This window comes from Pelagerythrobacter aerophilus (assembly GCF_003581645.1).
GTDB classification, from domain to species: domain Bacteria; phylum Pseudomonadota; class Alphaproteobacteria; order Sphingomonadales; family Sphingomonadaceae; genus Pelagerythrobacter; species Pelagerythrobacter aerophilus.
Genome location: NZ_QXFK01000012.1, coordinates 1 through 26149, shown reverse-complemented (window position 1 = coordinate 26149; position 26149 = coordinate 1). Strand labels below are relative to the sequence as shown.

Below are 26149 nucleotides of genomic sequence, written 5' to 3'. Positions count from 1 at the left end.
CTTGACTTTAATTCAGCGTTCCCTCCAGCCGTCAGGTTAGAATCTTAATTCTACACTTGCACCTATTTCGCGTGGGCGCTCATAAATGATGTATGCCCCGAGCGGACCCGGTGAGATCTGTTGAGCCACCGCTTCATTCGTAAGGTTCTTGGAGTAAACCCGGAATGTCAGATCATCATCTGGGCTAATCCAGCCGATCTCGGCTGAAAGCAGTTCATATGAATCCTGACCGAAAATGTTGAGGTAGTCGTAATAAACCTCACTCGAATGAAACAGGTTGCCGCCGATAAATGCTTCACCCTGAAACGCATCGAAAGTGTAGCGACCACCCAGCGTCAAAGTGAATTCTGGCGTACGGACAAGTTGATTTCCTGATGCGTCAGCCGAGGCAACCATGTTTCCCCCACCGGGCTGAGGAATGAACACCTGCGCACTTTCAAATTCATCGTAGGTGGCATGCGTGTAAGCCAGGGCAGCTCTCAGATTGAGGCCTCGCGTGGGCTCTGCTGAAAGTTCAAGCTCACCGCCGTAGATTTCCGCGCTTGCAGCATTCTGAAGAACGAAGGAATTGTCCGCCGCCCGCGCGGTAACTTGCAGATTGTCATAGGTATAATAGAAGGTCGCAAGGTTTGCGCGTAGCCATGGGAATGGATCGGATTTGATGCCGAATTCCAGTGCTTCGATGGTTTCGGGTTCGACAGCAACGCTGGAAGCGCTGAACGTGTTAAACGTGCCGCTCTTAAAGCCTGTCCCATAGGTCGCATAAAGGTTCAGGTCAGGTGAAGCTTCATACTGGACAGCCACCCGATAGGTAAACTTATCGAAATCTTCTTCTGCATCGGAGAAGAGCTGATTCCCGTTAATCCGTTGAGAAAACTTTCGTGTTTCAGTGGTGAACCGCCCGCCCAGAGTTACCGAAAGCCTTGGTGCCAACTCATAGGTTCCTTCGGCGAATGCCGCTATCGAAGAGTTCTTGACTTCAGGTTCAATCGTGATCGGCGTAACAGGGGTCGCCGTATCCTGGCGATTTATTAATATGAGCGGCTGCTCGCCCTCAAGCTGGTAGTAATAAACGCCGGCAGTCCAACTTAACGGACTGGCATTGTCCGAAATCAGACGAAGTTCCTGCGTGAATGTGTCGGGCTTTACCCGCATGTTCGTTTCACCAAGGAGGATGTTGGTGGCATCGGAATCTGCGATCTGATGGACGCGCGTCTTCATATAAGAACTAGTCGATTCAAGCATAACTCCGCCCAGATCAATCTGCCCCTTCAGCGCAAGATCGAGACGGGTGAATTCCGACAAGCCCGGTGTTCCAAAGGCGAAGTTCGAGATTTCCCAAGGCTCGTCAGAGATGATCGCTCCGGCGAATTGTGCGCCACGGGTGTTGCCTTCAAAAGGCTGGGCGGTCGCCGCAGTTTCTTCGTGCGTATCGACGTAGGCAACCGTCAGAACGAACTCAGCATCGTCGCTAGGTTGAAACAACAGCTTGGATCTGATGGAAGCAATTTCGGTATCGCCGACTGTGCCGCCGCTGACCAAGTCAGTCGCGTATCCATCTTGATTTCGGTACAGTACCGCCAGATCGGCAGCGATCGAGTCTGTCAACCCGCCGGTTGCATAGGCGCGGATGTCGAAATTGTTCGAGTCTTCGCGCAGTCGGCCCCAGCTTCCCCTTACCCAGGCCCGTGGCGCGAACTGCGGATCCGGCGTCACGACGTTAACCAAACCGCCGGTCGCATTACGACCGAATACCGTACCTTGCGGTCCGCGCAATACCTCTACCCGCGAAACTTCGACGAGATCAATCTGTGTCGAATAAGGATCGCCTTGGTACACCCCATCGACATACACGGCGACGTTCGATTCATCACCCACTGAGGTGCCGCTGGATCCTACGCCACGGATACTGGGCTGCATCACGTTCTGATTGCGCCCGCCATTGAATCCGGGCACAAGCTGGTTGAGTGAACGGACCTGCTCGACGCCGGATGTCGTCAGCGCTTCGGTAGAAACTGCCGTCACCGCGACTGGCACTTCCTGCAGGCTTTCCTCACGGCGAGTGGCGGTAACGATAATCGTCCCATTGCCTTCCTCAGCCTGTGCCTCGGTCGCTCCTGCGAACTCGCCCGCTTGATCCTCAGATGCACCCTGCGCAAAAGCTGCGGCCGGGCAGAGCAAAACCGGCAGCGCAGCCACCGTTGTTAAAAAGTATACTTTCATAAAACCTCCCCAATTTGGCATAATAAAATTAGCAATCTATTCCTGTATTACTTTGCAGTAATTTTATTGCCTTGCTTCCTCAAAAAATCTCTAGCCAGTTTCTCGAGCCTCTTTTTGTCCGGCTTGCGTGCGGGCGTCTTTGGAAGCTCGTCAAGCAAGACGATTGCTCGCGGAATCTTGTAGTTGGTCAGGTGCTCGGCGCAGTGATTTAGGAGTGTCTTTTCAGTAATCCCGGCCCCCTGGTCGATTGCTACAAAAGCAAAGGGCACTTCACCCTTGCGATCGTCAGGCACTGAGATTACAGCCACATCCGTGACCTCCGGAACTTGGGAAATTACTTCCTCGATCTCGCTGGGATAGACATTAAATCCCGCAACAATGAGCATGTCTTTCTTGCGGTCGACGACTGTCAGAAAACCATCCGAAGTCAAACATCCGATGTCCCCGGTGGGGAGCCATCCGTCATCTGCACATGGTGGAAGGCCCATGTATTGCTCAATGACACGTTCTCCGCGGATCAAAATTTCACCGTTCTCATTCGGATCCAGCCGCTTGCCACTTCCATCGAGCGCAGCAATGGCCACCTCGATACCGGGCAATGGGAGGCCAGCAGTGCCGTACTTGTGCGAGCCGTCGAGTGGTTGCGCCGTCAGTGGGCCGCCTTCTGTCATGCCAAATGCCTCGAGTATCGGAAGGCCGGTCTTGGCCTCCCAACGCAGAAGGGTTTGCCGAGAGAATACCGAACCGCCGCCAGGGCACAGCCACAGCGCAGATAAGTCGGCATCAGGGGCTGCAAGGAGTCCCTGATAGATAGCCGCCGGACCACCGCTGAAGACGCTGACCCTGTGCTTTTCCATCAGACCTGCCGTGACGTCTGGCTGGAAGCGCGGAACGATTACGAGGGGAGCGCGCCCATAAACAGGATTGAAGCACCCCATGTGCAGGCCCCAGACATGGCTGACGGGGGCAACATTAAGCCAGACTTCTTCGTATAGGCGAGTAGGCCAAGCGGTTTGCATTGCCTTGATGCAGCTCATTTCCGAGCTTTGAGAGCGCCGGACACCCTTCGGTGCGCCCGTCGATCCACCCGTAAACATGATTATACAGGGGCTTTCGCCCGTTATTTCGAGTCCCGGCCGCTCTGGCGGCGTTTCCAGCAACTGCTCGATCGCAATGCCGCCCTCGCCCACGATCGCTAGTGGTTTACCAATGCTGCCGGCGGTGGCACCGGCGACCGTGGCGTTCTGTCCACCCGCCAGAACGAGATCGGGCTCCGCAATCCCGAACAACACTCCAAGTTCGCGCGGCGTATATTCGGCATTGACCATCGAAATCTCGGCACCAGCGCTCAATGCAGCGAAAATGGCGACGTTTGCCTCGATAGAATTCGGGATGGAAATCGCGACACGGCCTGATGGCGGGACAATCTCGCCAATGCGCGCAGCGAGACCTGCAACCGCAGAACCGTACTGCTCGTATGAGAGTTTTCGATCTCCCTCAATCAGTGCCAGCTTTTCAGGACAAGCTTCTACCGCGTCCCAGAACATGGTCACGACATCACTATATTCTTCGCGCAGGAAAGCTCGATCGCCTTCACTGAGACGACGAAGTATCTCGGTTCTGGTTTTCGACATCTGCATAAATACCATTTCGCCGGAAACTGTGTTAAGGATTTTGCGGCCAAGAAATACGGCTAGCGAGGATTTCAATTGCGACGGAGAAATGCGCGTATTTGGTCCAGAAACTGATGCTCACGCTCTAGCTGGACCCAGTGGCCGCATTGACCATAGACATGCATCTCGGAGCGCTTGAGGTGTTCGTGCATTCGCACTGCAACATGCAATGGAATCATCTTGTCTTCGCGGCCGTGCAGAATCAGCGTTGGCGCATCGATAGCTTTCAACTGCTCCAGCGGAATGCCCTTGACGATTCGTGGACCTTTCGATGCTTGATCAGCGCCAGGCTGCAGCTTGCGGATTGTCTCTTTCCCGCTGGCGATTTCCGCCACACGCAGGCGCGCGGCCACTGCCTCGTCGGTAACTATTGACGGATCGTATGGGAATGCCTTCATCATAGCGCGCATGGCGTCCATGCTGGGCTCGAAGGATCGGCTGTCCGCCAATCCCTGCGTCTGCTCAAACTCACCAGCCGGTGTGCCCATAAGAATAAGCGAGCGCACCTTGTCGGAATGAAAAGCCATCATTCCCAGCGCGAGGGCACCACCGAAGCTGTTGCCGACCAGCGTTACGCGGTCGAGGCCAAGGGCTTCTATAAAGCCCGCCAGATGCCGCGTCCACAGTTTGATGCCCGGCTTCTCTCCTTCAGGCAGTTGGCTAAAGCCGAAGCCCACGATGTCGGGGGCCAGAACCCTGTGCGTTTCCCCAAGTTTTGGCAGGATTCCTCGCCAGTTTTGCCAGGCGGTCACGCCCGGACCCGAACCGTGAAGGAGGATGACGGGGTCACCTTCTCCACAATCGTGATAATTTGTCTGGATACCGTCGACGTCTATCGACAACCCGATATCGGGAAGCTCCGTATTACCGGGCATACCTCTCTCCAAAGCAGCATTTCGCCAAATTCTTCTTCCTTGTCTGTTGCGAGGGACCTTGGAAGATGTCAATACGCTGGAGTATGGATGGTTGATCTGAAATAGACAAAAAACCAGAGGGTGAGAATTGATGGGAAAACTTTCGGGCCAAACAGCGTTAATCACTGGCGCGGCTTCAGGTATCGGCAAGGCAGTGGCGATACGTCTCGTCGAGGAAGGAGCGAATGTAGTTGCGTTGGATCGCAATGCCGACGCTCTCGCGGATTTGTCGGATCACTTGGGGGATCGGTGCTCTGTCCTCGCGGGAGATTGCACAGAGGCTGCGATCTGCGAAGCGGGCGTCGAACTTGCGCAGGAAAAATTCGGAAAACTGGACACCACGATAGCGAACGCCGGCGTTTACGACTGGTACAAGCGTATAGATCGCATGAAAATGGAAGACGTGGAGGCAGCGTTCGAGGAATTGTTCCGAATTAATGTGCTGTCGACTTTGCTCTTGGCGCGAGCTTCCGCAGATGCGTTGCGGAAATCCACGGGCTCTCTGATAGTGACCTGCTCCAATGCTAGTTTCAGAGCTGGCGGCGGTGGCACATTGTACACTGCCAGCAAGTTCGCACTGCGGGGCATAGTTTATCAACTTGCTTATGAATGGGCGCCGCAAATCCGCGTTAACGGCGTTGCTCCTGGCGGGACTGTCACGGGCCTTTCGGGATTGGACACACTGGAGAGCGCATCGCGTCGTCTCGATTCCGAACAGCGCACAGTTGAAATGGTGGCGAAGGCATCGCCACTGGCAAGGGCGGCAGAGGCGGAAGATCATGCCGGATGCTATGTGCTTCTCGCGTCACCTAGAGATGGAGTAAACCTAAATGGAACGATCCTGGTCAGCGATGGCGGATTGATCTCGCGAATGGGTTAGGCCGAGCACTTCAAGTCTTGTTACTTCGCTTCTCGCGAACCTCGTCCCCTGGCATTCGCAAAACATCGGAAACTGCCTCTGCCGCTTCAACGATGCGCGGAAAAAGCGTCAGCAAATCCTGTTCCGCTTTCTCGGGATCAACGTCGTTGCAGACCTCGGTGACTGACACCGCCGCCAACAGGCCGGTCCTGCCCCGTATCGGCACCGCGAGGCAGCGCAGCTCTGGATACATCTCCCCTCGATCTATCGCCCATCCCTGTCGGCGTACGCCGTTGATTTCTTGTCTCAGGTCATCGACATCGAATATTGTGTTGTCCGTAAGAGGAACGAAATCGCCCAAGGCAAGATAGTCTTCAAGCCTGTCCCGTTCCAGTTGAGCAAGCAGGGCCTTGCCAATCGCTGTGCAGTAAGCCTCGAGCTCGATCTCCTCCCGAGAAGGAGACCGTCGGCACCCGGATTCGGCCTTGACCAAATAGCGTACAAGATTGTCACGAAAGACGCCCAGATGCACCGTACGCCTGCAAGTCTTGGCGAGGTCTGCCATAATGGGCCGGGTTGCAGTGGTAATAATCGAATCGATATCCGCACGTACCGCTATTTCCACGCTGGCGATGCCGAGAGCGTATAATCCTCGACGTTGCCGGATTACAAATTTGCGCTCGACCAACGGCCTCAAGAGCCGGTGAGCTGTAGAAACGGGAATGCCGGTATGTTCGCAGATTTCCCTTACCGTCTTGGGCGCCGACGAAAGGCAACCGATCAGGTCGAGTATTCGCTCGACAACCGATGTGCTGGATGCATCGTTCATCTTGTCGCTCCTCTCACAGAGTGAGGCTCTAGGCCTCAATTGCCGCCGGTCAAGCTTGGCAGGGTGCCAAACGATAGCGCACAGACACAAACATAGATTGAAGACGCCGTTTTCGAACCGTGCCGGATTCGCTGACTGCTCAGATTGGACGGGCGGTGAATTGCTCGATGGTGGCCAGGAGACGAGATCGGCAAAAGATACAAGGGCGTTTCGATGCGCACGTTTGGGAGAATTTAAGGCAATGCCACTCGAAAGTTCAATAATATCTTCCCTGGGTGATGAACTCTACGGCGCACTGATCAAGGGCCGAACGGTTTCCAATCTGCGGGATCGCCATCCGGAGATAGATATTGTCGACGCCTATCGCGTCCAGGAACGAATGGTCGCGCGCCGTCTGGAAGCTGGCGAAAAGATCATCGGCAAAAAGATCGGCGTTACTTCCAAAGTGGTGCAGGAAATGATCGGGGTGTTCGAGCCTGATTTCGGACAATTGACCGATCGAATGCTGGTTCCCGATTGCGCTACGGTAGATCACAAATCACTCATCCAACCCAAGGCAGAAGGCGAAATTGCGTTCATCCTGCAACATGATCTCAACGGGCCTGGCGTGACCGCCGCCGATGTACTGGAGGCGACCGAATATGTCACTGCCTGTTTCGAGATCGTCGATAGCCGCATTCAAGACTGGGATATCAGAATTCAGGATACAGTCGCGGATAACGCCTCGTGCGGAATATTCGCGATAGGGACCGAGCGGGTCGATCCCCGTGAGATCGATCTGGCAAAAGTGGCCATGACAATCGAGTGTAATGGAGTCGAGGTTGCGAGCGGGATCGGCGCCGCTGTTCAGGGTTCCCCTCTTAACTCTGTCGCCTGGCTGGCCAATACGCTTGGCGAGCTTGGAATGCCGTTCAGGGCGGGCGAAATAATCCTTTCCGGAGCACTTGGTCCGATGATCGACATATCCAGCGGTGACACGCTGCAACTTAACCTCAGCGACGGGCTTGGGTCCTGTCGCATGATTTTTTCTTAGCCAATCGCGTGCTTCGGCAAGGATAGCAGCGAGGTGACAGACCTCGGCGCACTCTAGTGACAAAGTAAGGATGCTCGGATGGACAAAATTAAATGCGCAATAATCGGGCCGGGGAATATCGGCACCGATCTGCTTTACAAACTGCTTCGTTCCGAAGTTCTCGAACCCGTTTGGATGGTGGGTATTGAGGCCGGATCCGAAGGTCTGGCCCGCGCGAAGGAACTGGGCCTCAAGACCACTGCTGAAGGGGTTGACGGGCTGGTGCCTCACGCGATCGAGGATGGAGTGAGCATCGCGTTTGATGCGACTTCGGCCTATGTCCACGCCGAAAACAGCCGCAAGCTGAACGAGCTGGGCATTCTTATGATCGACCTGACGCCCGCCGCCCTTGGCCCGCTTTGCGTTCCCCCGGTGAATCTCAAGGATCTGGCAGGCCGTAAGGCAATGAACGTCAACATGGTCACATGCGCGGGTCAGGCCACGATTCCGATGGTCGCCGCCATCAGCAATGTTCAAAGCGTGGATTACGCCGAGATAATCGCAACGGTCGCGTCGAAGTCGATCGGAGTGGGTACTCGGAAGAATATCGACGAGTTCACGCGCACCACTTCTGCGGCAGTCGCGAAAGTGGGAGGTGCAGCGCAAGGCAAGGCTATCGTGGTCGTCAATCCGGCCGAGCCTCCGCTGATGATGCGTGACACCGTCTATTGCGAAACAGTCGACGAGCCGGATCAGGAAGCGATCACCGCATCCGTGCACGAGATGATTTCTGCTGTGCAACAATATGTCCCCGGCTACCAATTGAAGAACGGGCCAATTTTCGAGGGGCGCAAAGTCTCGATCTTTCTGGAAGTGCAGGGACTTGGCGATTTTCTCCCCAAATATGCAGGAAATCTGGACATCATGACTGCCGCTGCAGCGCGCACGGCCGAAATGTTTGCACAAGACATCCTTGATGGCCGACTTGAACTCTCACCATTGAAGGAGAACGCATGATGACACTCGAAGAACAGGTTAGGGGTAAAAAGCTCAAGCTGCATGATATGTGTCTGCGCGACGGCATGCATTCCATGCGGCATCAGATCACGCTGGATCAGATGGTCGATATCGCTTCCGGGCTTGATGACGCAGGGGTGCCGTTGATCCAGGTCACTCACGGTGACGGGTTGGGAGGATCATCCCTGAATTACGGTCGCGGACTCCATTCGGATAGCGAATATATCTCGGCAGTGGCCAAGGTAGTGAAAAAGGCGACTATCTCGGTACTCCATGTTCCGGGCATTGGCACTCTGGATGAGTTGCGGATGGCCGCCGATTGCGGGGCAGGATGTGTTCATGTCGCCTCGCATTGCACCGAAGCCGACGTTACCGAACAGCACATTGGCCTGGGACGGGAACTTGGGCTTGATACAGTCGGCTTTCTCATGATGGCGCATATGACGCCGCCCGAGCACCTGGTTGAGCAGGCGCTGTTGATGGAAGGGTATGGAGCAACAACAATCTACTGTGTTGATTCGGCAGGTTACATGCTGCCTGATGAAGTTACCGATCGCATCACCATCCTTCGCACAGCTTTGCAGGACGAAACCGAGATCGGATTTCACGCTCATCACAATCTCGGGATGGGAGTCGCCAATTCGCTGGCTGCTGTAGCCGCGGGCGCGGACCGCATCGACGGTTCGGCTGCCGGATTGGGTGCTGGCGCTGGCAATACACCCCTCGAACTGATGGCTGCCGTCGGAGAGCGATTGGGCATCGAAACCGGGGTGGATCTGTTTAAGCTGATGGACGTAGCAGAGGATCGGGTTTTGCCGATCATGCCTCAGCCGCCCCGTGCGGACAGGGATTCCATAACGCTCGGTTTTGCAGGGGTCTACTCAACCTTCCTGTATCAGGCCAAAGAAGCCGAACGTAAGTACGGCTTGTCTGCACGTGATATCTTGATGGAATTGGCTCGCAAGAAAATGATCGGGGGTCAGGAGGACATGATCGAAGACACCGCGCTCTCGATGGCCAAGGAACGCGATCTGGTTTGACGGCGATTCAAGCACTTCAAAACAGAACGAAGTTACGAAAGGCGTTGCTGTCGCTCCTTGTCGGGAGGCCAAATTGGACGAGAAGTCCTCGGACCCACGCGACAGGGAGCGGACAACCTCATCACCGCAGGCTTTGCTAAGAACTCTGCCTGGGGTCGTATCCTGCCGACCATTTGGCAAAGGCTCCGACCCGCCAAAATCGCGAACTCCCTGATTATCGGCGCTATATCGACTGTCACCTCATTGAAACCAAGTCTCGTTTTCTCTCCCGAAAGGGCAGACCGGCCATAGCGAAGCAATCCACACTATCTTGCGCTGCCGATCCTGACATTGCGGAATTGTCAAGGCCGTGGGGTGTTCCGATCAGCTGCGGTGCCAGAAACGACACCTGCTTCTCTACATCGTTCCGAGCCACTTTTCCCGCACGGTGGCAGCCGCCAAGAGGCCGTCAGCAACAGCGGCAAGAGTACTTTCGGGCAACCTACGCCGCCAGGCCTATGCAACAGATTCGGCCCAGTTGCGGGCAAGCAGAAGGGCCTTCACACAATCAAAGGAACGTATTGATGTTCTTTGCTTGCAAGACAGTTTCCTGCAAGATGACCTTCCTGCGCGCCAGTTGGAGCAGACCTTCTGAGTTCCGCCTGATTGTATCGACGCGTCTGGCTTTTAGTTCCATTTCATCGTCTTCAGTCCGATGACGATGGTTGAGGATCACAGAATGGACCGTCCACTCGTTAGAATCTTCAGTAGGTAAGACCTCGATATTGCCGATCAGGTGAAAATGCCTGGTGGGTGGATCTTCGGCCCATGCCGACGGCTGCTTGGCGCGTGCCACGCGGATCTTGAGATATTCGAGGCCGTCGTCGAAATAGGCCATTCGTTCGGAACTGAACTTCGCCTCATCCTTTCGATAGCGGGCCTGCACTCCTGGTACCCAATAATGGATATCGTCCGTCAGCAATTCTAGCCATTCATCATATTGCTCGTTATCGAGCAAACGGGCTTCTCGATACAGAAACTGCTGTATCTCCAAAAGTAACTCGGCTGACACAGAGCAGTGATCGCGCCGGGTGGTTTGTTCGAGAGTCTTCACATTTACCTCTGAATATTTCTAACGGACAGGAACGTCGGCCCAGGTTTCTGCACCCATCAGATCTGCCCAGCGCTGGTAGAAGGCCCGTTGGTTCGCTTCATTGATCTGGCTTTGATAAACATTGCCGCGCAGTTCCTCGTGTTCGATTTTCGAATCGAGGCCCATCCCGAAGTGAAGCTGTTGCTGCCGGGTCACCACGCCTACATTGACCGCCGTGCAATTCTCGAAGTTCTCGCCGTCATCCATTTCGAACACACCCGCCGGAGAAAAGGTTAACATTACCCCGCGGCGATATTCTTCCTTGAGTTCTTCCGGGGCATTTGCGTTCAGGAACACCCAGGTGTGAAGTTCCGTGCTCCTTGGACCCTTGGGGTTCCATGTCCGAAAAGTGTTGTGACCTGCCAGGAAGGAAAGATTGGGAAAGACGTTAGCGGAGCTTAGAGCGCCTACCATCCTGCTGCGAACCTTCCCCAGACGTTCGGCAAATTTCGCCTCCTGCTCACGCAGATAGTCGATAATCGGCGGTGAATTGAGCGTTGCCGCGTTCCCAATGAAATCCAGTCCAAACTCCCAGCCGTGGCCGTTCGCATTGGCATGATAAGAACGGTCAGGTCGCATGGTCGGCTGTTTTCCGAACATTGCGATCAAGGCTGAGCTATGCGTCCAGGGAGCGTGATACGAGTCGCCCACGAAGTTCTCTGCCGGGAATTTCCAATTGCATTTGAGCCGAGATTTGATGTTGCCATCGATAAACTCGATACCACCTTCGTCATTGTCGAGGATCACATCTAGATACCAGCGAAATTCGCCTAGATATTCCTCAAGCGACGGGGCCTCCGGGTCGAAGCAGGCGAAATGCATCCCCTTATAGCTTTCGACACGCGCCTTGTGCAGGCCAAGCTTGGACTTATCGAGGTTCGATTTTCCACTATAGGACTGCGGGCGACTGACATTCTTCAAGCTACCGTCGAGACCGTAGGACCAGCCATGAAAATTGCATGTGAACCGCCGGGAGTTGCCCGCCTCTGCAAAGCACACGCGATTACCTCGATGCGTACAGGAGTTGAGAAAGGTGTGGATCTTGCCGTCTTCGCCACGCGACACGATGACCGCATCTTCACCGATTGTCGTCGTTAGAAAATCGCCAACATTGGGCAATTGCGTGTCATGCGCGACAAAAATCCAGCATCGCGCAAAAATCCGTTCAAGCTCCAGGTTGTAGATAGATTCGTCCCAGAAGATCCGGCGGTCAATATTTCCCGCTTCGGCGTCGACGAGTTCCTCGATGCCCGCAGCCAATTTTGCATTACTATCCGGCTTCAAGAGCGATTCAGTCATGTCATTCTCCAGCTATTCGAACCCGACCCGTTCAGGCGGGCAGTATCTCCGCAAAGCCGAGGCCGGTAACGCCGCCATCCCAGGCTTCGTAAGCGAGCACTTCGCCTCGGCCCGCCGGCAGAGCACCCATCACTGCAAGAAAATGACGAATCTCCATTCCACCGTTGCCGCCTTCGCGCATTATTTCCTCGTCTGTCATTGAAAGGAGAGGGGTCGCATCGCCGGAAACGATGCAGTCGAGGACCTTCCGATCAAACTCGGAATTGATGCGCCCCATTTCTCCGGTGCCCACCCAGTGGCTGATCCCTCCGCTGCCGATCAACACTACGGATTCGTCTACGGGCATTTTCGCAATGGCATCGCCAATCATTCGTCCGAAATCATATGCCCTTTGGAGACGAACATACGGCGCTACGCCACTCGCCATATAAACGGGAACCGTCTTGACCGACCCGTCGGCCGGAAGGGCAAGCTGGGCGGGCACCCCGATTGCATGATCCACCCCCAAGTCGCGCGCCACAGACACGTCGAAGCCGCTTTGATGGGCATGGCCGACCAAATACTCTGCGAAACCCGGATCGCTGGCGATCGGTGAATCTCCAACACCGGGCAACCGGTCAATGGGACCATGAAGCTCGCCTGTCGGGATAAGAAACTGTGGCAGACAGCGAGGGCCGAAGAGAATATAATGGTCCGCGCCGAAGATGATCGCCTTCGTCGCGCCGGACTTGCTTACTTTGTCGCGAATTTCCGAATAAGCGCCAATCAGGTGGTCGCGCTCTTTCTTCTTTGGGTTCACAAACAACAATGGATCATGCGGCATGATGAAGCCGCCGACTATTTCGGCCATCTTGAAACTCTCCTAAAGATAGACGGGTAAGCGCTTCGCTGCCGCCGGCCTCTCACTTCATTCGCTTACCGTCTCGAGCTGTGACGTCAGCGTCGGAACGCGGGACAGATAATCCGGCATCGATTGCGGTCCGTTTACGCTTGTCCAGAAGCCCATCAGAAGCATCGGGTTAATGCCGTACTCGAAGAGTCCCTCGGCATTCATGGACAAGACCATGTCGCGTTCTAGCTCGCTGAGGGCGTACTTCTCTGCGAAAGCTGTGGCATCCTCGCGAAACGCTGCGCGGGAATTCCGTTTGGTACTCACGTCGTAAAACAGTTGCTCGACGGCTCCAAAACTCATCTGTCACGTCCCTTCCGGCACCTCAGATATCGTTCAATCGGATCTTCGGGTCGAAAAGTCAATACGCAAGAGTATGGTTTTGCCTTCGAGGTCGCTGAGCCGGCCCAATCAGACCGTTTGCTGCTACATGGCAATCACGACTTTACCTACCGTTCCGCGAGAGCGCAGCGACTCCATTGCTGAAACGAGTTCATCCATTTGATACACATCCCGAATTAGGGGGCGAATTTCGCCTCTGGCACATTGATTAACCAGCTTCTGCTGTATGGTGCGAATCGCTTCCGGCGAGCGGTCGAAGCTCCAGTATACACCGTGCACACTGGCGGACTTAACCAGCATGTAGTTCGCCTTGAGCGCCTGAACCGTCCCACCGGCAAAGCCGCATACTAACAGCCTGCCCTCCCATGCCAGAAGACGCAGACTCTGTTCCGAAGTTTCGCCGCCGACCGGATCCATGACGATATCGACCCCATCTGGTGCCAGAGCTCTTACTCGCTCGGACCAGTCAGATTGACGATAATCGATCACATGATCAGCCCCATTCTCTTTAGCGATTCGCCGCTTGTCTTCGTCGCCTGCCGTGGCAACGATGCGAGCTCCCGCTGCTTTTGCAAGCTGAGTGGCAGCGATGCCCAATCCGCCTGCCGCCGCATGGATTAGGACCGTATCTCCCTTCTTGAGATTACCCTTTTCGAAAAGGGCGACATGGGCAGTGGTGTAGGAAACCGGAAGCGCGGCGGCCACCGAGGCTGGTAAGTCTCCTATCGCCATCAGACGGTCAGAAGCGACGCCACAATATTGTGCAAAGGCACCACTGCGGACCTGACATGCGACCTTGTCACCGGGAGAGAATCGAGAACCCGGGATTGCCTCGACGACCGTTCCCGCCAACTCGTTGCCTGGCACAAACGGCGGTTTTATCCGATCCTGATATTTTCCTGCAATCGCGATTTCGTCCGCAAAATTCAGACCTGCAGCGTCAATCTTGACCAGAGTGTCCGCCCGATTCTCTTGCCCTTCCCCCAGCTTCGGCATGGCAGTTTGTCCTAAGACCATCTCCTCCGGATTGCCATATTTCCTGACGATCCAAGCCTTCATGGTTTCCAACTCAAACTCCCGTGTCCGCAAATTACCATTCGCATAGGTATGGAGATTGCGGCAAGACTGCAATTGGGGCATAAAGGCAATGGCTCGCATGAATTTCCGAGCCTTTTCCCCTCTGGCCTAAAAACCGGCCGCACTGAGTGGTCCGCACCGATTGTTTCTACAAGTCTGCTTCTGGCACCAATACGGTCCGCTGGTGGAACGTGGCGGAACGGGATGGCAGCCGTGGCGGTGTCACGCCTTCCCTGGAACAAGGCCGATAGTGAAACGAGCTGTGAGACCCGGCGGTGCTGTATCAAGGTCAAGCAGTAGTCATTCGCTTATACAGGTATCATTCGCCGGATCTGTCCGATGCGCCATCGTCGAAGCGAGAGACTGAGATGATTACCTTGCACCTCCCAGAAGGAGCAGATTGTATAGCGTGAGTTCTGACGCCGCGCGCTGCAACCGGGGGATTCCTTTGCATGCTCTTTCGGAAGCTGCGCCTGATCCATTTTGAGGCTGGCATTCCCCTTGCGCTAGCGATATTGGCTCGGCTCGCCGACACCGATCCCGCGGCACAGATCCGCGATCGTTCCGCCCTGCACCCGAACAATCTCCACTACTCGCAGCTTAGCGATGTTTTCTTTCAGATGGTGCTTCCTCACCATTCCGTCACTCTCTTAACCAATTCAAAAATAGAAATCGGGCCAATTAGAAGAGTGCAGATCAGCTAACATGCCGGTAGTCGCAGTAGATCAGCGTCACTTTAATTTCGTGGATGTTCTGGTTCATCTCGGTCCTTGGAGCTTGTTTGCTCGGCTTCTCTTAGGTCTAATGATGCTGCTGCTAGACCTATCTGGCCCAACGCTCGCTGTTTCATTGCGATAACAGGACAGAGACTGAAAGGCGATTCCTGAGTTCCGACCGGAATATTTTCGAACGAACATCCTGCAAGACAGCAATAAACCCTAATAAGCCAGGCGCATAGCTAGGTGACACGGTTTGCGACGGGGCTACAAAACGATGGTAGCCGGTCCCCTCTTGCCGAGACGATCGATCGTCTCGGCGTTATTCATCCTATAACCTCGCTTGCCGGGCCGTAGCCTGCATCCTCCGGGATGGTCAGGATATTCTTGCCATCTCGCTGCAAGACCCACGGCAGGACAGGCACGATCGTGCGCGCCTGCGCGCGATCTACGCAGTCCGTAGCACTGTTCGCCTTGGACAACAGTTCCAGGTTCAGTCGGGTCGGGAAAATGACCGTGCGCTCGCCCGATTGCCCCATCTCCAGAGCACGATTTGGTGACAGCCATTCGGCATCTACCGTCTCATAGCCATCGCACGCGGCAATTTGGCGTTCCGGGGCTCGAGCGACGTAGAACCAGGTGTCGAACCGCTTCTTCATGAAGACCGGGGTAATCCACCGGGCAAAATCGGTGAGGCTATCGAGCCGCAAGATCACATCGGACTCCCGGACGACATCGAGGAACGATCTTTCCCCCTGTTCGACTGCCCGGCGGCTGTCCGGGTCACAGGCCCCTTCGAAAGGGCTGCCATCGCGGTTGACCGCCAGCAAAATGCCAGCCTCCTCGTAAGCTTCGCGGATCGCAGCGATCTTTAAAATTCTCTGGGTCGTATCGACCTGATCCCGCCCGTCGCAGTAAGCGGCCCATTCCTCCAGAGAATCATCGGAGTGGGGTTTCCCGCCGGGGAAGACCAGTGCGCCAGATGCGAAGTCTATCTGATGATGTCGCTTCACCATGAGAACCTGAAACTCCGGTTCATCCCGCACCAGCAGCATGGTGGCGGCAGGCACCGCCTCGGCTGGTTTCTGTTCGGTCATTTCCACTCTTCTCCCTTGATGTAGCCAATATCGGTGCCGGGCGGCCGTGATCTAAGCGTTCAACGCGTATGGTCTTATCAGTTCCATCTAGGAATGAGTGCTATTCCCGCGAAAGCCAGAACAATGCCTGCCAGTAACAACGATTGGTCGGCCAGCAATGCGGCAGAGACGATCAATGCGGCGACCACCGGACCCTTGACGGGGGTGCTGCGGTCCTCTTCCCGCGTCAGATGGTTCAGGCTGGCTGGGTCGATGGACACCTGAATCGTACCTGATCGAGCGACCGAGGCAACGTTCTCGATTAGCTCGGGCAGCGATGCCGAGAAATCAAGCAGCCCACTGCGGACCTTGGCCAAATGATCCCGCGCGGCTCCGATCGAAAATCGCTCGGCAAACAATTGCATCACGATCGGCTTCGTTTCTTCGGCGATATTGTAGTCCGGCGCCAAAGAGCGAACGAAGCCTTCTGCGGTCAGCAGGGTGCGCAGCAAAATAGCGAGGTCGGGCGGCAATACGAGGCGATACTCGCGCAACAATCCGAAAACCCGATCGAAGATTGCCGAGAATTCAATCCCCGCAAGAGCTGTGCCGCGAAATTCCTCGATCAGCTCATCCAGATCCATCGCCAATTGCGCGCGGTCCACGAGTGGATTGCCTGCCCAGTCAAGCAGCAGATCGGCCACCTTGTCTATCTGATCGTTCGCGATAGCAAAAATCAGGCGGACGATTTCCTGACGCCGCGCGCCGCTGAGAAAGCCGACCGAGCCGAAATCGATGAAGCCTACCTGGTTCCCTTCCATCCAGAAGACGTTGCCGGGATGCGGGTCGCCATGAAACTCTCCGTTGAGAAGGATCATCCGTAGCACCGCATCGGCATAGCGCTTCGCGAACCGGGCATTATCTCCCTGACCAGTTGCCGGGGGCCGCGACGCAGGCTTTCCGACCAGGGCTTCCTGCACATTGATCGTCATGCCTGTAAGTTGCCAGTGGATCGCGGGGGTCTTCACCCCAAGCATCTCCAGATAACCGCCAATCCGTTCACAAGCGCGTGCTTCTGCCGCCAGGTCCATCTCCCGCGCTAAATTCTTGGCGAATGTCTGGAGGAACTGCACGGGTCGATAGCGGGCAATGTCGCTTGACCGACGCTCGGCGAGGCCCGCGAGCCGTGTCAACAGCCTCATGTCCGCCTCGATCCTGGGCGCCATGCCGGGTCGGCGGACTTTCACGATAGTCTCGCTTCCGTCCAGCAGGGTTGCGACATAAGTCTGCGCGATAGAGGCTGAGGCGATCGGGTTTCTCTCGAAAGCGGCGAATTCACATTCCCAGTCGCTGCCCCAAGCCGATACAATCACCGGTTCGATCTTATCGAACGGCAGCGGTTCCACCTGGTCGTGGAGAGTGCCGAACGCGGAAATCCAGGGTTGTGTAAACAGATCGCTTCTGGTCGCCAGGAGCTGGCCAAGCTTTATTCCGACAGGGCCGACATCGCGCAACAGCGCCACCACCGATGCAGGACGCAAGTCCTCGGTATCTGGCTCCTTCTCCGAAACCGGCATAACGCCAAATAAGCTTCCGAGATTTTTCAGACCGTGCCGGGCGAAAATCTGACCGAGTTCTGCTAGCCGCGTCAGTTCACCGACACTGTTTTCCAGATCATGCTTCATCGGCTTTCTTCGCAAGTGTCAGCCTGCTTCTGATTCTCCGCAACTTTTCGAAGCATCGTACGCAGGAGGTCGATTTCAGGCGCAGACATTTCCTTCCAGAGAATTTCGTGGAGTCGATCAGCCGCTTCGCGCAGTTCTGGCCAGATGGTTCTTACTTGCTCGGTGAGGTGGAGGTTCCAAACTCTTCGATCGTGCGCCGCCCGCTCTCGCTCGATCAAACCTTTTTCAACCAAAACTGCGACAGCCTGTCCTATCGTCGCCGATTCAAGCTCAAGCAGGCGAGAAATCTCGGTCTGTGTTAGCGTAGGTTCCCTCAACAAGGACGCGATGATCCGCCATTGTGTTTGATTGAGGTCGAGCCCCACGATCAGAGCGTCGAACGTCCGCCGAGCGGTCCTGTTCACCTCTTCTAGCAAATATAGAATGTCATCCTTTTCGTTGGGGGCGTAATCACGTATCTCATCTTTCGACATATGCTTATCCATCGCGCTATCTTGGAAGGCTCGCGCAAGCCTGGCGTGTTCAAGCTCAGCGTCGACCATATTCGCTAGCAGTGCCGCCATGCAAACACTCGCTGATTTCACGCTACAGCAGAAATTGAATCCGAGGGTCGCTCGAGCTGATAAGGTACCGAACGGCGCTGGGTAAGTGCGAGGGCTCCGGCCACCTCGCCTGCCACGACTGCCGGGATCTTATGATCGCATGCGCTCGGCGTCCCTCATCTGAGCATAAGTCCCCCCTGAAGGGCAACGTGGGGTGCGAATGCGGGGCGCGGGCTCGATTTCGAGTGATTATGGCTCGCTGCCCAGATTGTCATGCATCTTGGCCAGCGATCCGCGTAAGCGTTCCAGTTCCCCAAAACGGATCCCCCCGAGCAAGCGAGCATGCACCGCATCAGCTTCTACTCGCATCTTGGGAAGTAGCTCGATCGCGGCAGGGCGTAAATGAACCCGCCAAACGCGCCTGTCGTTCTTCGCGCTGCGTCTTTCTACCAGCTCAAGTTCTTCCAGGCGATCAATAGTCCGGCCGATGCTAGCGCGCTCTAGTTCCAGTTCCCGAGCCAGCTCTGTCTGGGTCATGCCTGGGCTCCGAAAGAGATAAGCCAATGCACGCCATTGCGTCCGCGTGAGCCCGAATTGTTCAACCGAAGAATCGACGGTCCTGCGCAAACGCCGGGTCACTTCCTCCATAAGAAAGAACAGCCGATCGGTATCGGTGAGGAAACTTGCCCCCTTTGTATCCGGGTCATAGTCCGTCGTGGCCGCCATCCTGGGCAACCTACCATAACCGATCAGGAAATAAAGCCGTTTACTGTAAACCGATTTACAATATAGAGGTTGCGGTATGCAGTCGCAAACTTTCCATATCGGGGGAGATGGTGGCATCTCCATAGCAGCCGAAGCGACCGGAAATGCCGATGCTTTACCGGTCTTGCTCGCGCATGGGGGCGGCCAGACCCGTCACGCATGGAAACGTGTCACAGCCGATCTCGCCAATGCGGGATTCCGTGCGATCGCAATTGATATGCGCGGTCACGGCGACAGCGAATGGTCTGCCGAGGGCGCTTACGAAACGCGCGACTTCGCTTCAGATCTCGTTGCGATTGCTTCAAAAATAGACCGCAAGCCAGCGCTCGTCGGGGCCTCCCTTGGCGGGCTGGCCGGACTGATCGCCGAAGGACACCTTGCGCCGGGCCGCTTCGCGTCGCTCACTCTCGTCGACATCGCGCCGCGTATGGAAACGGGGGGCGTTATGCGCGTAGTCGGCTTTATGGAGGAGCACGTGGAGACCGGTTTCTCTTCACCCGACGAAGCGGCAGAGGTCATCGCGCGTTACATGCCACATCGCCGCAAGCGCGGAGCCGGCAAGGGTTTACGGCGCTATCTGCGAGAGAAGGAAGACGGCCGCTACTACTGGCATTGGGATCCGGCCTTTATCCGCAACATTACGCTAGCCAAGCGAAGCGATCCGGCTCATCAGGAACGCCAATTTGATGCGCTGAACGATGCAGCCAGCAGGCTTTCGCTGCCATTGCATATTATTCGCGGCGGATCGAGCGATCTGGTCTCCGAAGACGCGGTCGCGCAATTGCTCGAACTTGCTCCACACGCTGAATACACCGACATCGCAGAGGCAACACATATGGTGGTTGGCGATGCCAACGATGCCTTTTCGGCAGTGATACTCGATTTTCTCAAGCGTAATCACAGTGCGCAGGGAGCCGTTACATGACCGATAATCCGACAAGGATCGATCCTAAGCGCCTCGAAGAGATCCTGCAGATTGCCCCGTTTCACCGGTGGCTTGGCCTCACTTTACGGTCATGTTCGAGCGAGCAGCTTGAACTGGAGATGCCTTGGCGCGACGAGATCGTGTCAAACCCGGCAATCGGTTCAGCGCATGGCGGCGTGCTCGCCTCTCTGATCGATTTAACCGGGCTCTACACCTTATTGTCGCAAGGTACAGGGGCCAAGGCGACCGCCGATCTGAGGGTCGACTACCACCGCCCGGCAACCTCGGGACCACTCGTAGCATCGGGCAAAATAATCAAGATCGGTAAAACTATCTCGGTCGCTGAAACACGTGTATACGGTCCTACTGGCAACCTTTTGGCTAGCGGCCGCGGTGCCTACGTATGCTAGCAGCGTTATCCTAATGGAACTAACTGCAGGGCGAAAATTAGCAGGTCTGTTCCTCGAAGACCTGCAAAATAGTCCCACGACTTTCAGAGCGATTTGCGTCACGATAGCCGCCTTCCAATGAGTGACGTGACCCCCTGATTTTCCCCCAGCTGGGATTAGAGCCGAGCCGCGTTGTTGCGTATGAGCGAGGTTGAAGCAATGGGCTGCGCAGCGGAGCCCGTAGGGCGTGGCGAAGCAGGCCATTGCTTATCTAGTTCGGCGGCGAACGCCGCCGGTGTCGCGTAGCCAAGGGATGAGGGCGGTCTCTCTCGGTTGTAGTCTTCCACCCATATCCGGCACAGCGACGATGGCAGCCTCTTTGATCGCGGGATGATCTTGAGCGATGTTTTCGAGCTCGATGGATGATATCCACTCACCCCCAGACTTTATCAAATCCTTGTTGCGATCCACAATCTGTATGAAGCTATCTTTGTCAATGGTCACGACATCGCCGGTATCGAACCAGCCTGGGTGCTGCTCGTGAGTATCTGCGTCCTCGGCGTTGAAATATTGCGCGGCTACCCACGGACCGCGAACGAGCAAGGAGCCGATGCTTTTGCCATCGTGTGTTACCTCATGTCCGTCTTTGTCGGCAACGCGAAATTCCATCCCGAACTGTGGACGCCCTTGCTTGCATTGCAACGCCAAACGATCCGCCTCCGGTAAGGCGAGTTGATGGGGCTTTAGCGCTGCGGAAAGGCCCAAAGGGCTGGTCTCTGTCATTCCCCAGGCTTGGCGCACCTCAACGCCTTTGGACTGGAAACGTTTGATCATGTTGGCTGGTACAGCCGATCCGCCGATTACCACACGCTTTAGAGAGCCAAAACGTCTCCTTCAGCTCACAAAACGTGCCCATCATGCCTGTCGAGGGATCGATCATGATCGAGGGCATTCTTGTCGATCATGCAGCGGCAGAGAAAATGCTAAAATGTACGCGGCAGCATCGCCCGTTAGAAGCTGGGGGGCTGGTACTAGGGCTGCGCAAGGGTCTTTACCTTCATGTGACTGAGATCACCCGACCATTGCCATGGGATCGACAAAGTTCGACGCGCTTCCAGCGCTCACCTAAGGGACACAGAATAGCTGCACTAAGGCGGTGGCGTAAATCCGGCGGAAAGATGGACTGGATTGGCGAATGGCACAGCCATCCCGAATTTTCTCTTTCGCCTTCATCCATCGATATACGCAATTGGTATGACATCGTTAGACAGCGCAAAGCAGAGATGATTTTCCCTATCTGCGACGGTCGAGAAACCGCCTTCTACCTTCAGTGTTGGGGTGATCGGGGCAAGGTCTTGCTCCGGCAAGTCGAGAAAGATGCGCTTGGCACTTTTTACCGCACCCCGGCTGCTATCAAGCGTCAGCTGCGCGAAACAGGGAACGAGGCTTATGGGCCAACCGTCGAGTTGCCTTAACCTAACAGGCGAGCGCAACCACACTTTGCCCTGCTTCTGCGAACATCCGATTCGTGCACGAGCATTGGTAGGGCAACCCGCGAGCCGCAATTGAAACCAAACGATCACAACAACCCGAGATCCTGAGCCTAACAGTAGTAACTCCCGCACAAACGGAAGTGCGCAACGACGAAAGATGAATCTCTTTCCTAAGGTTTAGAGCTGGCAACAGAATCTGGGATGAAACGGCAGCATTCCGTGTCGGGCTTGCCAATAGAAGCCAGTCCGCTACCGGCCCTATTCTGTTGAAAAGCTCTGCTTGCAGTAAGGCTAAGTCGCTGATTCAGTGTGCCCCCCGTTAGCGCCTATGGCACAGATTTGAGGTTGTGAAGTAAGGAGGATTTGGGCTTCGTCGTAGTGACGAAGGAACGAAGATGAAGCCAAGATCCTCCAATGCAAAATCGACTGCCGAGCTGGTGATCAAGGATAGCCGAGCGTTCACCGGCAAGGACGCGGCGCAGGGCATCCTTATGGATCTGCGCGTCGCGCGCGATGTCGCAGCGTGCACGGCCGCTGGCTTCGACGGCTGCCAAAAGCAGCCGGGCAAGGTCGGCGCGAACCTGTTGTTCGGCAAAGAGCGCCATGTTGGTCATCGACGAATCCTTATCTCTGGAGGTGATCGAACCACCGGCTAACCGCGAAGGAAGCCTGTAGGAAAACGAAAAGAACAATTAGAGAACATAGAGGAACCACCGAATCGGCTTCCTTCGTTGATTCGCGCGAATTCCGGTCGTGTTCGCGCATATGGCGGCACGCTCCTCGCCAAACTCGGCACAGTTGGCGCTGATCCGCGATCAACCTGCGCGAATCCCAGCCTGCGCACCTCCAGATGTCGCTTTTTGCTTGGGCAGCAGCCCCAAAATCCAGTTCCCGATTTCCTACAGCCCGGCTCCGGGGAGAGGAAAGAACATACAGCGAACGCATCGTTGGCTGATGTTCAATCCCTCGGAGTTTCCATCCATGACCACCAAGACTGCCCTTCCGGCTCTGCAGCGCACGCCCAACCGTGCACGGGGCCGCGACTACATTCTTCCTGCCTGCGTGGCGCTGGCCTGCGCCGGTGCCGCCTTCGCCGGTGCCGACACCACCTTCGATCCCGCGCTCACCAAGTTCACCGACTTCCTCGAAGGCTCGGGCGGCAAGATCATCACCGTACTCAGCCTCGCGGGCGGTCTGATCGGTCTCGCCTCCGGGCGCTTCTCACTCGGCCAGGTCGCGGTGCCGGTCGGCGTCGGGATCGGTGTCGGTACCGGCGTTCCGATCGTCACCTCGGTCGTGACCGCGGTCATCTGATCAGCGGATCCAGTCACGACAGGAGGGCGGCATCATGGCTGACAGGTACCTCGTTCCACGGCGGCTCGACGACCCGGAGCTCATCGGCTTCTGGACCATCGACGAGTTTGCAGGGATTCTCATTCCCTTCGCCTGGGGCATTCTCTCGCAGCATATCTTCATCGGTATCGGCCTGGCCGCCGGGGCCTGGCTTGCCTTGCGGAAGGCAAAGGCACGCGGCGCCGGTTCGGCACTGGTGCATGCTGCGTACTGGTACCTTCCCGGGAGCTTTCTCGGTCTAAAAGCCACGCCGCCCTCCCACTGCCGCCTGTTGGCGGGCTGAGGGAGGCGACCCATGCGAGCAGAATTCGCGCACGAACAGGCGCAGACCTACCTGCGGCAACGCAACCGCTTTGCCGTGCTGGCAGGTGTCCTGGGCCTGACCACGCTGGTCAGCCTCGGCGCCGCGGTCACCCGCGACGAGCAGGTTGTGTTGGTGCCGATCACCTCAGAGCGGATCACCGTCTCGAGCGGCGGGATCGACGCGCCCTATCTCGAACTTGTCACCCGCGACACGGCACTGATGCTCCTCAACCGGGCGCCCGAAAGCCTCGATTACTGGATGACGAACATCCTGAAGCTCGCCGATCCCGCCGCGCACGGCCGCCTCAAGGCCGAGCTCGTCCAAATCGTCGAGGAACAGCGCGGCTCGGACATCAGCCAGGCCTTCGTGATCGCGGAAATGCACGTCGACCCCAAGGCCCTGACCTCGACCGTCACCGGCACGCTCAAGACCTTTGTCGGCGCGCAGGTGATCGCGAGCCAGCGCCGCTCCTTCCGTTTCCGCTGGTCGAAGCGTGGTCTCAGCCTCGCGCTCGCCGGCTTCGAACAACTTCCCACCGACAAGGAGGAACCCGGCCAATGAGCCTTCTCCCATCCCCCCTCGCTGCTGCGCTTGCCGGAACCGGCCTTGCCTGTTTCGCAATCGGCGCAACAAGGCGCCCCGATCACGGACTCAAGCTGACCGGCCTCGCCGTGCTTGCCTTCGCGCTCGCACCGGTCCCGGCGCATGCCGACCAGTTCGTCGAAGCGGCCGACAACGCGACCATCGATTGCGAACTCGCCCGCGGCGAACTCACCCGGATCGCGCTCATCGATGACGGTTTTGCCAATGTCTCGAAGATCGCGAGCGGCTTTCCCTACAACGACTTCCAGGTGACGCATGAGCCGGTGCGCGGAGACATCTATATCTCCGTACCCCCGCAATTTGCCGCTGCCCGGGTCAGCTTCTTTGCGACCAGCAAGGCAGGCTACGTCTACAAGTTCGCCTGCCGCCTCGGCGGCGAGGAAGCGACCCAGCTCTTCATCACCAATCCCGCGCTCGCGAAAAACGAGGCTGCCGAATGGGAAACCGAGACCGGGCCCGAGGACGCCGCGATCCGCCTGATCGAGGCGATGGCGAGCGATGCCGTCCTGCCCGGGTTCACTGCCCGCGCCGAACTTTCGGCTCCGCGCCGTACCGGCGGGATCGAGGTCCAGCTGGTCGCCGAATACCAGGGCGATGAACTTAGGCAAGGTCGATCGCATTCGCCGTGGCTGCTGGTGTCGCGGCGAATGGCGCCACCGGCCGAACCGGCGCGCTTTGGGCCGAAGTTTTGCCAACGAGGCGCACTGGCTTGCCGAGCGGCAGGCGATGGATGTTGGCGGAGGTCTGTACGCGTGGCGGAAGCGCAGTGATAAGCTCGTGGAGCGAGATGAGGTCGGCAGTATCTCCGGTGATCGCAGGCGAGGACGCAGTCGGCGTCTTGTCGAACACAACCAGGCGAACAGCGATCCCCGTCCCTGTCCGGCGAAACATCTTCTGTAGCCGGACATCGAGGAGCAGCGACACTTCGTCCTGTTCCTTGGCGAAGGTGGAGGCGTCGAAGCCTTCAGGCATAATAGCGACGATCCTCGCCCGATTAGCAGCGGCCCGAATTGCACCGCGTAGGTGACGCATAGCGGTCTCACCGTCCTTGCCGCGTTCCAGGCTGTGAGCGAACGGCGGGTTCATCAGCACGGCAGACGGAACAGGGCCGCGAAGCAAGTCGGCGATGAGTTCCCCGTCATGCGCAGTGATGGTGGCCGTGGGGAAGACGTGGGCCAGACCGTCTCGTCTTGCCGGATCGATCTCGTTGAGAAGTAGCGAAGCGTTCTGGAGGGAACCCCAGAGAGCAAGGGCACCATTGCCTGCGGACGGTTCGAGGAGCGTATCTCGCGAAGAGACAGCTGCGGCCTTCGCCATAAGCCAGGCCAGCATCGGCGGGGTCGAGAACTGCTGGAGATCAACCTGCGCTTCGCTGCGAACATGCCGCGGCGGCAAGGCTGCTTCGAGCCAGTCGAACCGCGCTTCGGCTTCGTGTACATTCGTCGCCAGATCGATGCGTGAGGAGTCTCGAAGCCAGAGCAGCGCGCCGATCTCGACCGCGCTGTTGTAATCGTCGATCGTCCAGGCACCTCCCCAGTCCAGAACACCGGTCTCTTCGGCGAACAGCCCGGAAATGTCGGTACGGGTAAGATGACGTCCCGAAGCAAGAAGCGCGGCAACTCGGGTGCCGATGGCATAGGCCAAGGGCATGGACGGCAACTGCTCGCCAGCGGGAAACAGGTCTGATTGAAACATGGCAATTCGTCCTCCTGATGAAGGCATCGGGACACGCCCTCTGCCGGATCAGGAATTCGAGAAGCTCTCTCTCCTCTACCGCGCCGCTTTGCGGCGCAGCCATGCTGTAAGTTCATCGTTCCAGTCGGTGTCGCGTGAGGATGGTTTCCGAACGTGGATCGTCCGCCCATCGCGGGCATAAGCGGCCAGGCCACGCGACGCTGCCAGCTCGCCACCAGCATCGTGATCGACGAAGAGGTGAAGCTCGGTCACGCTCTCAGGCACGCTGACGAGACCGAAGCGCTCATTGCCCAGGGT

The 26149-nt window shown here is 56.7% G+C and carries 26 protein-coding genes and 3 pseudogenes; 13 read left to right on the top strand and 16 right to left on the bottom strand.

Annotation, left to right across the window (positions count from 1 at the left end):
- Positions 1-36: 36 nt before the first annotated feature.
- From D2V04_RS03635 to D2V04_RS03625, 3 genes are read right to left on the bottom strand one after another with little or no spacing between them, the layout of a single operon-like run.
- Entirely contained in the window at positions 37-2223 is a 2187-nt protein-coding gene (locus tag D2V04_RS03635; RefSeq protein ID WP_170935377.1) for a TonB-dependent receptor, read from the bottom strand.
- Positions 2224-2270: 47 nt separating this feature from the next.
- Complete coding sequence (locus D2V04_RS03630; RefSeq protein ID WP_082737147.1) at positions 2271-3872, bottom strand: class I adenylate-forming enzyme family protein; 1602 nt, start codon at positions 3870-3872, stop codon at positions 2271-2273.
- 56 nt (positions 3873-3928) lie between these two features.
- Entirely contained in the window at positions 3929-4771 is an 843-nt protein-coding gene (locus D2V04_RS03625; protein ID WP_067182368.1) for an alpha/beta fold hydrolase, read from the bottom strand.
- 130 nt (positions 4772-4901) lie between these two features.
- On the opposite strand from D2V04_RS03625, the gene D2V04_RS03620 reads away from it, so the two are divergent.
- A complete protein-coding gene (locus D2V04_RS03620; RefSeq protein WP_082737146.1) occupies positions 4902-5690 on the top strand; it encodes an SDR family NAD(P)-dependent oxidoreductase in 789 nt (262 codons plus the stop codon).
- A 10-nt stretch (positions 5691-5700) separates the two neighbouring features.
- On the opposite strand, the gene D2V04_RS03615 is transcribed toward D2V04_RS03620, so the two are convergent.
- Positions 5701-6498: an IclR family transcriptional regulator gene (locus tag D2V04_RS03615; RefSeq protein WP_067182365.1), complete on the bottom strand. Its 798-nt coding sequence runs from the start codon at positions 6496-6498 to the stop codon at positions 5701-5703.
- Positions 6499-6595: 97 nt separating this feature from the next.
- On the opposite strand from D2V04_RS03615, the gene D2V04_RS03610 reads away from it, so the two are divergent.
- From D2V04_RS03610 to dmpG, 3 genes are all read left to right on the top strand, one after another.
- Positions 6596-7531: a fumarylacetoacetate hydrolase family protein gene (locus D2V04_RS03610; protein ID WP_455363800.1), complete on the top strand. Its 936-nt coding sequence runs from the start codon at positions 6596-6598 to the stop codon at positions 7529-7531.
- A gap of 78 nt (positions 7532-7609) precedes the next feature.
- Positions 7610-8527, top strand: a complete 918-nt coding sequence (locus D2V04_RS03605) for an acetaldehyde dehydrogenase (acetylating) (RefSeq protein WP_067182363.1) — start codon at positions 7610-7612, stop codon at positions 8525-8527.
- Positions 8527-9567: a 4-hydroxy-2-oxovalerate aldolase gene (gene dmpG / locus D2V04_RS03600; RefSeq protein ID WP_067186976.1), complete on the top strand. Its 1041-nt coding sequence runs from the start codon at positions 8527-8529 to the stop codon at positions 9565-9567. Before D2V04_RS03605 ends, dmpG begins: the two co-directional genes overlap by 1 nt.
- Before the next feature lie 547 nt (positions 9568-10114).
- Here the strand turns inward: dmpG and D2V04_RS03595 are convergent.
- From D2V04_RS03595 to D2V04_RS03575, 5 genes are all read right to left on the bottom strand, one after another.
- A complete protein-coding gene (locus D2V04_RS03595; protein ID WP_082737145.1) occupies positions 10115-10660 on the bottom strand; it encodes a 3-phenylpropionate/cinnamic acid dioxygenase subunit beta in 546 nt (181 codons plus the stop codon).
- An 18-nt stretch (positions 10661-10678) separates the two neighbouring features.
- Positions 10679-11998 carry an SRPBCC family protein gene (locus D2V04_RS03590; RefSeq protein WP_067182357.1) on the bottom strand — a complete coding sequence of 440 codons (1320 nt, stop codon included), beginning with the start codon at positions 11996-11998 and terminating at the stop codon, positions 10679-10681.
- A 31-nt stretch (positions 11999-12029) separates the two neighbouring features.
- Positions 12030-12848, bottom strand: a complete 819-nt coding sequence (locus D2V04_RS03585; RefSeq protein ID WP_067182354.1) for a DODA-type extradiol aromatic ring-opening family dioxygenase — start codon at positions 12846-12848, stop codon at positions 12030-12032.
- Between the two features lie 57 nt (positions 12849-12905).
- On the bottom strand, positions 12906-13190 hold the full coding sequence (locus tag D2V04_RS03580) for a hypothetical protein (protein ID WP_067182352.1): 285 nt from the start codon (positions 13188-13190) through the stop codon (positions 12906-12908).
- A gap of 123 nt (positions 13191-13313) precedes the next feature.
- Positions 13314-14387: an NADPH:quinone oxidoreductase family protein gene (locus D2V04_RS03575; protein ID WP_067182350.1), complete on the bottom strand. Its 1074-nt coding sequence runs from the start codon at positions 14385-14387 to the stop codon at positions 13314-13316.
- 371 nt (positions 14388-14758) lie between these two features.
- Between D2V04_RS03575 and D2V04_RS03565 the strand changes: the two genes are divergently transcribed.
- Positions 14759-15010, top strand: coding sequence for a hypothetical protein (locus D2V04_RS03565; protein ID WP_067182347.1), 252 nt, complete (start codon positions 14759-14761; stop codon positions 15008-15010).
- A gap of 338 nt (positions 15011-15348) precedes the next feature.
- Here D2V04_RS03565 and D2V04_RS03560 read toward each other — a convergent pair whose 3' ends face one another.
- The 4 genes from D2V04_RS03560 to D2V04_RS03545 form a co-directional block, all read right to left on the bottom strand.
- Positions 15349-16119 (bottom strand): NUDIX hydrolase, encoded by a 771-nt coding sequence (locus D2V04_RS03560; RefSeq protein ID WP_067182344.1) that lies wholly within the window; start codon positions 16117-16119, stop codon positions 15349-15351.
- A 77-nt stretch (positions 16120-16196) separates the two neighbouring features.
- Positions 16197-17783 (bottom strand): ABC1 kinase family protein, encoded by a 1587-nt coding sequence (locus D2V04_RS03555; RefSeq protein ID WP_067182342.1) that lies wholly within the window; start codon positions 17781-17783, stop codon positions 16197-16199.
- Entirely contained in the window at positions 17780-18346 is a 567-nt protein-coding gene (locus tag D2V04_RS03550; protein ID WP_067182339.1) for a MarR family winged helix-turn-helix transcriptional regulator, read from the bottom strand. Before D2V04_RS03550 ends, D2V04_RS03555 begins: the two co-directional genes overlap by 4 nt.
- 228 nt (positions 18347-18574) lie before the next feature.
- Positions 18575-19051: a MarR family winged helix-turn-helix transcriptional regulator gene (locus tag D2V04_RS03545; RefSeq protein WP_067182336.1), complete on the bottom strand. Its 477-nt coding sequence runs from the start codon at positions 19049-19051 to the stop codon at positions 18575-18577.
- 76 nt (positions 19052-19127) lie between these two features.
- On the opposite strand from D2V04_RS03545, the gene D2V04_RS03540 reads away from it, so the two are divergent.
- Together D2V04_RS03540 and D2V04_RS03535 are read left to right on the top strand one after the other, a co-directional pair.
- On the top strand, positions 19128-20015 hold the full coding sequence (locus D2V04_RS03540) for an alpha/beta fold hydrolase (protein WP_067182333.1): 888 nt from the start codon (positions 19128-19130) through the stop codon (positions 20013-20015).
- Complete coding sequence (locus D2V04_RS03535; protein WP_082737144.1) at positions 20012-20425, top strand: hotdog fold thioesterase; 414 nt, start codon at positions 20012-20014, stop codon at positions 20423-20425. The genes D2V04_RS03540 and D2V04_RS03535 overlap by 4 nt, the downstream gene beginning before the upstream one ends.
- A 155-nt stretch (positions 20426-20580) precedes the next feature.
- Here the strand turns inward: D2V04_RS03535 and D2V04_RS03530 are convergent.
- Both D2V04_RS03530 and D2V04_RS03525 read right to left on the bottom strand, forming a co-directional pair.
- Positions 20581-20754: pseudogene (locus D2V04_RS03530) on the bottom strand (IS3 family transposase); the annotation flags it as partial.
- Positions 20672-21280: pseudogene (locus tag D2V04_RS03525) on the bottom strand (AMP-binding protein); the annotation flags it as partial. The pseudogenes D2V04_RS03530 and D2V04_RS03525, both read right to left, overlap by 83 nt.
- Before the next feature lie 62 nt (positions 21281-21342).
- On the opposite strand from D2V04_RS03525, the gene D2V04_RS03520 reads away from it, so the two are divergent.
- The 6 genes from D2V04_RS03520 (at position 21343) to D2V04_RS03495 (ending at position 24927) form a co-directional block, all read left to right on the top strand.
- Positions 21343-21879 (top strand): Mov34/MPN/PAD-1 family protein, encoded by a 537-nt coding sequence (locus D2V04_RS03520; RefSeq protein WP_082737143.1) that lies wholly within the window; start codon positions 21343-21345, stop codon positions 21877-21879.
- A gap of 413 nt (positions 21880-22292) precedes the next feature.
- Positions 22293-22553, top strand: coding sequence for a hypothetical protein (locus tag D2V04_RS17855; RefSeq protein WP_182849647.1), 261 nt, complete (start codon positions 22293-22295; stop codon positions 22551-22553).
- Positions 22554-22878: 325 nt separating this feature from the next.
- Entirely contained in the window at positions 22879-23211 is a 333-nt protein-coding gene (locus D2V04_RS03510; RefSeq protein ID WP_089217185.1) for a hypothetical protein, read from the top strand.
- A 34-nt stretch (positions 23212-23245) separates the two neighbouring features.
- Complete coding sequence (gene traL / locus D2V04_RS03505; RefSeq protein ID WP_006834208.1) at positions 23246-23533, top strand: type IV conjugative transfer system protein TraL; 288 nt, start codon at positions 23246-23248, stop codon at positions 23531-23533.
- 12 nt (positions 23534-23545) lie between these two features.
- Entirely contained in the window at positions 23546-24115 is a 570-nt protein-coding gene (locus D2V04_RS03500; protein ID WP_067695812.1) for a type IV conjugative transfer system protein TraE, read from the top strand.
- A complete protein-coding gene (locus D2V04_RS03495) occupies positions 24112-24927 on the top strand; it encodes a type-F conjugative transfer system secretin TraK (RefSeq protein WP_228766236.1) in 816 nt (271 codons plus the stop codon). The genes D2V04_RS03500 and D2V04_RS03495 overlap by 4 nt, the downstream gene beginning before the upstream one ends.
- Before the next feature lie 1000 nt (positions 24928-25927).
- Here D2V04_RS03495 and D2V04_RS03485 read toward each other — a convergent pair.
- Positions 25928-26149 (bottom strand): annotated as a pseudogene (locus tag D2V04_RS03485) (toprim domain-containing protein); the annotation flags it as partial.

Bases quoted from the DNA above. Each gene is read 5' to 3' on its own strand.
- D2V04_RS03635 (WP_170935377.1), bottom strand. From the start codon at position 2,223: ATGAAAGTATACTTTTTAACAACGGTGGCTGCGCTGCCGGTTTTGCTC.
- D2V04_RS03630 (WP_082737147.1), bottom strand. From the start codon at position 3,872: ATGGTATTTATGCAGATGTCGAAAACCAGAACCGAGATACTTCGTCGT.
- D2V04_RS03625 (WP_067182368.1), bottom strand. From the start codon at position 4,771: ATGCCCGGTAATACGGAGCTTCCCGATATCGGGTTGTCGATAGACGTC.
- D2V04_RS03620 (WP_082737146.1), top strand. From the start codon at position 4,902: ATGGGAAAACTTTCGGGCCAAACAGCGTTAATCACTGGCGCGGCTTCA.
- D2V04_RS03615 (WP_067182365.1), bottom strand. From the start codon at position 6,498: ATGAACGATGCATCCAGCACATCGGTTGTCGAGCGAATACTCGACCTG.
- D2V04_RS03605 (WP_067182363.1), top strand. From the start codon at position 7,610: ATGGACAAAATTAAATGCGCAATAATCGGGCCGGGGAATATCGGCACC.
- dmpG (WP_067186976.1), top strand. From the start codon at position 8,527: ATGACACTCGAAGAACAGGTTAGGGGTAAAAAGCTCAAGCTGCATGAT.
- D2V04_RS03590 (WP_067182357.1), bottom strand. From the start codon at position 11,998: ATGACTGAATCGCTCTTGAAGCCGGATAGTAATGCAAAATTGGCTGCG.
- D2V04_RS03585 (WP_067182354.1), bottom strand. From the start codon at position 12,848: ATGGCCGAAATAGTCGGCGGCTTCATCATGCCGCATGATCCATTGTTG.
- D2V04_RS03580 (WP_067182352.1), bottom strand. From the start codon at position 13,190: ATGAGTTTTGGAGCCGTCGAGCAACTGTTTTACGACGTGAGTACCAAA.
- D2V04_RS03575 (WP_067182350.1), bottom strand. From the start codon at position 14,387: ATGCGAGCCATTGCCTTTATGCCCCAATTGCAGTCTTGCCGCAATCTC.
- D2V04_RS03565 (WP_067182347.1), top strand. From the start codon at position 14,759: ATGCTCTTTCGGAAGCTGCGCCTGATCCATTTTGAGGCTGGCATTCCC.
- D2V04_RS03560 (WP_067182344.1), bottom strand. From the start codon at position 16,119: ATGACCGAACAGAAACCAGCCGAGGCGGTGCCTGCCGCCACCATGCTG.
- D2V04_RS03555 (WP_067182342.1), bottom strand. From the start codon at position 17,783: ATGAAGCATGATCTGGAAAACAGTGTCGGTGAACTGACGCGGCTAGCA.
- D2V04_RS03550 (WP_067182339.1), bottom strand. From the start codon at position 18,346: ATGGCGGCACTGCTAGCGAATATGGTCGACGCTGAGCTTGAACACGCC.
- D2V04_RS03545 (WP_067182336.1), bottom strand. From the start codon at position 19,051: ATGGCGGCCACGACGGACTATGACCCGGATACAAAGGGGGCAAGTTTC.
- D2V04_RS03540 (WP_067182333.1), top strand. From the start codon at position 19,128: ATGCAGTCGCAAACTTTCCATATCGGGGGAGATGGTGGCATCTCCATA.
- D2V04_RS03535 (WP_082737144.1), top strand. From the start codon at position 20,012: ATGACCGATAATCCGACAAGGATCGATCCTAAGCGCCTCGAAGAGATC.
- D2V04_RS03520 (WP_082737143.1), top strand. From the start codon at position 21,343: ATGATCGAGGGCATTCTTGTCGATCATGCAGCGGCAGAGAAAATGCTA.
- D2V04_RS17855 (WP_182849647.1), top strand. From the start codon at position 22,293: ATGAAGCCAAGATCCTCCAATGCAAAATCGACTGCCGAGCTGGTGATC.
- D2V04_RS03510 (WP_089217185.1), top strand. From the start codon at position 22,879: ATGACCACCAAGACTGCCCTTCCGGCTCTGCAGCGCACGCCCAACCGT.
- traL (WP_006834208.1), top strand. From the start codon at position 23,246: ATGGCTGACAGGTACCTCGTTCCACGGCGGCTCGACGACCCGGAGCTC.
- D2V04_RS03500 (WP_067695812.1), top strand. From the start codon at position 23,546: ATGCGAGCAGAATTCGCGCACGAACAGGCGCAGACCTACCTGCGGCAA.
- D2V04_RS03495 (WP_228766236.1), top strand. From the start codon at position 24,112: ATGAGCCTTCTCCCATCCCCCCTCGCTGCTGCGCTTGCCGGAACCGGC.